Annotated in this window: 5 protein-coding genes; 1 reads left to right on the top strand and 4 read right to left on the bottom strand. The window is 67.3% G+C overall.

The window, feature by feature from the left end; all coding sequences use genetic code 11:
- The 4 genes from ACTWPW_RS47185 to ACTWPW_RS47170 form a co-directional block, all read right to left on the bottom strand.
- Positions 1-727, bottom strand: a 727-nt coding sequence (locus ACTWPW_RS47185; RefSeq protein ID WP_443172603.1) for an RICIN domain-containing protein, incomplete at its 3' end; no start/stop codon positions are given.
- Between the two features lie 400 nt (positions 728-1127).
- Positions 1128-2570 carry a family 43 glycosylhydrolase gene (locus ACTWPW_RS47180; protein ID WP_443172602.1) on the bottom strand — a complete coding sequence of 481 codons (1443 nt, stop codon included), beginning with the start codon at positions 2568-2570 and terminating at the stop codon, positions 1128-1130.
- Positions 2567-2701, bottom strand: coding sequence for a hypothetical protein (locus ACTWPW_RS47175; protein WP_443172601.1), 135 nt, complete (start codon positions 2699-2701; stop codon positions 2567-2569). Before ACTWPW_RS47175 ends, ACTWPW_RS47180 begins: the two co-directional genes overlap by 4 nt.
- A gap of 1081 nt (positions 2702-3782) precedes the next feature.
- Positions 3783-4001 (bottom strand): AbfB domain-containing protein, encoded by a 219-nt coding sequence (locus ACTWPW_RS47170; protein ID WP_443172600.1) that lies wholly within the window; start codon positions 3999-4001, stop codon positions 3783-3785.
- An 845-nt stretch (positions 4002-4846) separates the two neighbouring features.
- Here ACTWPW_RS47170 and ACTWPW_RS47165 point away from each other — a divergent pair.
- Positions 4847-5902, top strand: coding sequence for a pectate lyase family protein (locus ACTWPW_RS47165; RefSeq protein ID WP_443172599.1), 1056 nt, complete (start codon positions 4847-4849; stop codon positions 5900-5902).
- The last annotated feature ends 98 nt before the right edge of the window (positions 5903-6000 follow it).

The raw sequence follows: 6000 nt of genomic DNA, 5'->3' as shown, positions 1-6000 counted from the left end.
AGTCGTACCGCCCGCCGCGCATGTAGATCGTCCCGCCGGCGGCGATACGGGTGATCGCCGAGGTGAGCGTGGTCGGGTCCGCCTGCGTCCCAGCCGCGCTGTCCCTGCCGCCGGGAGCCACGTACAGGGTGCCGCTCGACGGCGGCGGGGTGACGGTCGGCGTCACGGTCGGGGTGGGGCTGGTCGTCGGGCCGCTCCCGGCCGGGCGAAGCGTCCACTGCTTGGTGGCCGCCGAGTCGCAGGAGTTCTGCTGCAGGACGGCATTCGCCGCGGTCGAGTTGTCCTTGACATTGAGGCACTTGGCACCATTGGTGTTGACCACCCGGTAGCTGGACCCCGAAGCGGTGAGCTGCCAGGTCTGTGAGGCGGCGCCGGTGCAGGTCTCTTGCTGGGCCGCCTTGCCGGCGCTGGTGGAGGCGTCGCGGATGCCGAGGCACTTGCCGCTGTGCTCGGCCTTGATCTGGTAGGCGCCCCCGGAGGCGGTGATCGTGAAGATCTGCCCGACGGCGTCGGCGCAGGCGTTCTGTACGAGTTGCACGCCGTCGCCGGTGCTCTGCCCTGGTACGGTGGCGCACAGCCCGCTGCCGGCGTTGACCAGCGTGTAGCTGCCGTTGGACGGGGCTGCCGAGGCCGGCGTGTTGAGCGCGGCCACCGACCCGCCGGTAGTGATGAGGCCAGCGGTCAGGACGACCGCCAGCCTTCTGCCGAGATGTTCTCTTCTACGCACGTCCAGCTCCATTCATACAATCGGGTTGCTGATGTGTCGGTTCGAGGCATGACGAAACTGAGCCTGAGGGTCCGAGAGGACTGAGGCGGTTGAGCGAGGAAGGTTCGTAGAGTCCCGGGGCTTTCGGGGTGGTCCTTCATCGTCGACATGAGGCACCGTGAAATCGGTGGTCGATGTCAGATGCGCGTGTGGGCGTCCTTGTGGACGTTGACCAGGTGTAGGTAGCCGGTCGCGTCAGCCAACGGGGTCCTCGATCTGCCCTGTCTGACCGTCGCGGGGCACCCGGGCCGGACCTTGTTGGTGTCTCAGAAGGGTGAACTCGGCCTTGCCGCCGGAGCCGTCTCGGGATGGGAGGGCCGGGGCCTGGAGCACCGCCGTCGTGTCACCGGCAAAGGTCATTTCATTGGCTGTGCCTTTCGATGTCCACGGTGAACGCTTCGAAGATCGCCTGACCGGTGCCGTCCCCCGCGGCGAAGAGGCCGAGCACGGCCCCCACCCATCGGCCCTGCGTGGCCTGGAAGGGCGCGCCCACATCCCTGCCGTCCGCAAGGAACGTGACCAGCGCGCCCTCGCCGATCCGGGCGCCGATCGTGACGGCCCTGCCCTCCTCGACCGGTACGGGCTCCCCATCCTCCGTTGTTTCCGTGTTACCGCAGATCAGGACCGTCTTGCCGGCCGCGGTGCCCTCCAGGCCGATGAACGCGGCGGTGTCCCCGACTACGGTCAGCCCCGCCCGGCCCTGGCCCGTGAGTGTGAGCGTGACGGTGACCGTGCAGGGCACGCCGGGCAGCCGCTGCCCCAGGACAGACGGCCGCACGCGCAGGTCGTCCGGGCCGGGCACGCAGGCCAGCCGGAGCCTGCCGTCCCGCAGCTCCCACCACGCGGGATCGGGGTTGGCCTGCCAGCTCCACTGCAGCCCCAGCTCTGGTCCGGCGAAGTCGTCGGACGTCGCGGGCGTGGCAGGCGCGCCGCCGGGCACCGGCACCCGGTACTCGGCCACCGGCTCGCCGTCGTCGCCCATGGCCGGCCAGCCATCCTCGCCCCACGTCATGGGCTGCAGGTGCACGACCCGCCCGTACGGGCCGCGGTCCTGGAAGTGCATGAACCAGTGCTCGCCGGACGGGGTGTCCACCCAGCCGCCCTGGTGCGGGCCGTTGACGTCGGTGCCGCCCTGCGCCAGCACGATGCGGTCCTCGTACGGGCCGAAGACCGACTCGGCGCGGAACACCGACTGCCAGCCCTGCTCCACGCCGCCTGCCGGCGCGAAGATCCAGTAGACGCCGTCGCGCTTGTAGAGCTTGGGCCCCTCCAGCGTCCGGTAGCCCGGCAGCAGGTCGGCGTCGATGACCAGGGTGCCCTCGTCCAGCACCTTCTCGCCGTCGGGGGCCATGCGGTGCAGCGTGAGCCGGTTGTTCACCCCGGCGCGGCTCTTGGCCCAGCCGTGCACCAGGTACGCCCGGCCGTCGTCGTCCCACAGCGGGCAGGGGTCGATGAGCCCGAGCCCCGGCTTGACCACGTGCGGCTCGGTCCACGGGCCCCGCGGGTCCTCGGCGCTCATCCAGCAGATGCCCACGTCCGGGTCGCCGTAGAAGATCCAGAACCGGCCGTCGTGGTGGCGCAGCGACGGCGCCCACACCCCGCAGCCCGGCCGCACGTCGTCGTAGCCCCTGGTCACGGCGTGGCCGATGATCGTCCAGTTGACCAGGTCGCGGGAGTGCAGGATCGGCAGCCCCGGCACCTTCGTGAAGGTGGAGACCGTCAGGTAGAAGTCCGCGCCGACGCGGATCACGTCGGGGTCGGACCAGTCCGCGTTGAGCACGGGGTTGCGGTAGGTGGCGGTCACCTCTTCACCGCCCCGGAGGACATCCGCTGGACGAGTGCGAAGACGATCACGACGGGCAGGGCGGCGACGACGCCGTCGGCGCCGAAGTCGACGCTGTTCTCGCCGAGGTTGGAGGCAAGGACCACGGGCACGTGAGCTTCTCCTGGTCGTTGATGAACATGGGCGAAAGGAGGTTGTTCCAGCTAAGGACGAAGGCGAACGAGCCGACCTCCTTGTCGACTTCGGCTGGCTGACGCCACCGTGTCAGGGCGCTGGCCGGAGCTCCGCGCTGGCCCACCGCAACCTCCGCGGCAAGGCCGTAGTTCGGCCGAAGGGTGAAGTCCAGCTTCAGCAGAACGGGAACCAGCGTGAACAGAAGCAGCCGGCGAACCCAGTCCCTTCCAGATCGACTACGCAACGGCCCCGGAGAAGGACCGTTCGCCGACAGGCGGCGAGTCGGGGACCAGTTCCATCACCTCCATGCATGCTGTCATTGGCCGTTGCGCCCTCGACACAGCAGCCGCGACAACGCTGCCGGGAGAGCGCGTCCGCGGAGGGCGAGGCGTCGGGCATGTCCGGGCCAGAGAGGAATCGCGCGATCGCGAAGGCGAGCCGATCACTGCTGGCCTGACTGAGGTTGTTTCGGAGGAGGAGCACGACGTCCTTGCAGCGCCTCGGGACGGAGGACTCCCGAGTCCGGAGCGGCCATCCGAGTGGCACTGCGATGGCTGCGGTCCTGCGGGCTAGCGCGATGAAGCAGGCCGGATGTAGCGGTGAGGGGTGTGGGAGGGTTAACAGGTTTGCTGTCACGTGTCGCCTCGGTGCATCCGATACCAACCGGTTGCAGTCACATTGACGTTACACGCAGGAAACGTCAAGACGTTCAGGTAAAATTGCAAACGCTACAAGGAGTTATGCCTGGTTGTGTCGGTATTTCTGCAACAACCGATTGCAAGAACACGGCCATGGCGCGTCCTCTGTCACGTCTATCTCGCTGTTTCCGTCGGGATGTACGCTGCGCACGGTCTTACGTCGCGGCTGTGGCTGGAGTGGTTCTGGGCGGCAGAAGGACACCGACCTGCCGCCGGCGTGTCCCGCCGTGTCCGGCCTGAGCTGGAGGGTGGCCATCTCGTGCCGGTGGCACTCGAACTTGACGACACGCAAAGACTCGCCCGGTACGAACCGCCGCTGTCGGTGGCTCGTACTCCCGGAGATGGACAGGCCGGCGCTCCTTCACCATCTGTGCGAGGTGCGGTCGAAGGTGGCGCCGGCACGGAATATCGCGGTGTTGTCGTCGGGGGCGAGCCGGAGCGCGCAGTTGGAGTGCCGCAGATAGGTGCCGGGGAAGTTCACCGACTCGAGCGACACGCCGTTGGAGCCGGGTGAACCCCACCCGCCTTCGGCTTCGGCGGCCGGGAGTGGTTTCGTCCAGAGCCGCTCTTCATCGTTCACTAGCCTGCCGTTTCCTTGTTGAACCCCCTTTTCGCGTGATCCGAACGGTGCGCCGGACACCCCCCGAAGTTGCGGTAAGCGCTTTCCGATCCCTGTGCGAAGGATTGAAGCACAAGAGGGCATCGGGGAGAAGCCCTCAGTTGCGCTGCGAACGCCGATTTCGCCATCCGGCCAGGTCGACGCGTCTGGAAGCCGACTCCAGGGCCTTGGGAGGTGCAAGTTTCATCAGGCGCGAGGCCGGACCAGCGCCCGCCTGCCGCCCGTACCACCACGGCGAGGTGAACGCCGGTCGGACTGCCTTGACCACGAGCATCATCGTCGGAGTCAAGTCGCGAGGGTGCGACCGAGGCTGCGGCTGATGGCAGAAGCCGGGTCCTGGGCTGGCGGTCCAGGGATCATCTGTGCTGTCGGGGCGTCGACCTGCGATAACGGGGAAACTCGCGAGATGGGTTGCTCGCTTCGGTGGGATGTCCGGTTGGGGAAATCCATGTAACAAATAATTACCGAAAGCCATTGACTCTAATTAAGGTGGCTCCTTACAGTGAGGGCGCACCCCCGATTATGTGAGGGCATCGCCGGGATTCGGGCCTTCACAACGCTCGGGAGCGGTGCGCGAGATGTCCAGGCCGCTGAACTGCGATGATGCGTCGGTCCCGGACCGGCTGGACCGCGTTTTCGTACGGCCCCGCAGCTTCGCCGGACCCTGTCTTCTGCTGCGCGTGTCGGCGTCCGCCTGCCCTGATGCTCAGGGGGCTCCGGCGGCGGCCGCAACCGTCAACACATGTTCCAGAACCGACCGACCCGGTGAACTGCCGGGTGGCCCCCACAGGAAGGAACAGAACACCGTGAAGCCGATCACGTCATCCCGTAGCGGAGTCACCGCACTGGCCTCGGCAGCGGCTCTGTCGCTGCTCGCCTCCGTCGCCGTCATCACGGCCGTCTCGCCAGCCGGCGCCACCACGAGCGAGAAGCAGGCCGCCGCGGCGCGCTCCTGGCCGTCCACCCCCGACGGCTTCGCGGCCCTGCCGGGCAACGGCCGCGGCCCGACCACCGGTGGCGCGGGCGGGCAGACCGTCACGGTCACCAACCAGGCCGACCTCAACAAGTACGTGACGGCCGCCGAGCCGTACATCATCAAGGTCGCCGGCACGATCAACATCAGTCCGAAGGGCACGGAGCTGCGCGTCGGCTCGAACAAGACCATCGTCGGCGTCGGGACCAAGGGCGAGATCGTCGGCGGCGGCTTCTTCCTCAAGGCGGGCGTCAGCAATGTGATCATCCGCAACCTGACCATCCGCGACACCCGCATGCCCGACGACGACCCGGGCGACGACTCCTACGACTACGACGCCATCCAGATCGACACCGCCAACCACATCTGGATCGACCACAACCGGCTGACCCGGATGAACGACGGCCTGCTCGACAGCCGCAAGGACACCACCAATCTCACCGTGTCATGGAACCACTTCGTGGAGAACAACAAGACCTTCGGCATCGGCTGGACCGACAACGTCACCTCGAAGATCACGATCCATCACAACTGGTTCCAGAACACCAACTCGCGCAACCCGAGCGCGGACAACATCGCCAATCTGCACATGTACAACAACTACCTGCAGAACATCACCGGGTACGGCAACTTCGTGCGCGGCAAGACGAAGGCGGTCATCGAGAACAGCTACTACGACACCGTGAAGGACCCCTACTACGTCGAGGCCGGCGAGCTGGTGCAGCGCGGCAACATCGTGGTCAACAGCACCTGGGGCAGCGGCAAGGTCAAGGAGAAGGGCACCGCGTTCGACCCCAGAAGCTTCTACTCCTACACCCTCGACCCGGCCGCCGACGTACCCGGTCTCCTGCGGACCTACGCCGGTCCCCAGGCCAACATCGGCACCTGACGGACGCGGAGCGAAACCGGCACCACGTCTCACACGCTGACTCAGCACAGCCAGGCGGCGGTCCCCGCCGTCTGGCTGTTTCGGCCACCAGCGCACTC

The organism is Nonomuraea sp. KM90 (genome assembly GCF_052246675.1).
In the GTDB taxonomy this organism is placed as follows: Bacteria; Actinomycetota; Actinomycetes; order Streptosporangiales; family Streptosporangiaceae; genus Nonomuraea.
The sequence above is the reverse complement of the archived record's forward strand: the minus strand, read 5'-3'. Positions and strand labels throughout refer to the sequence as shown.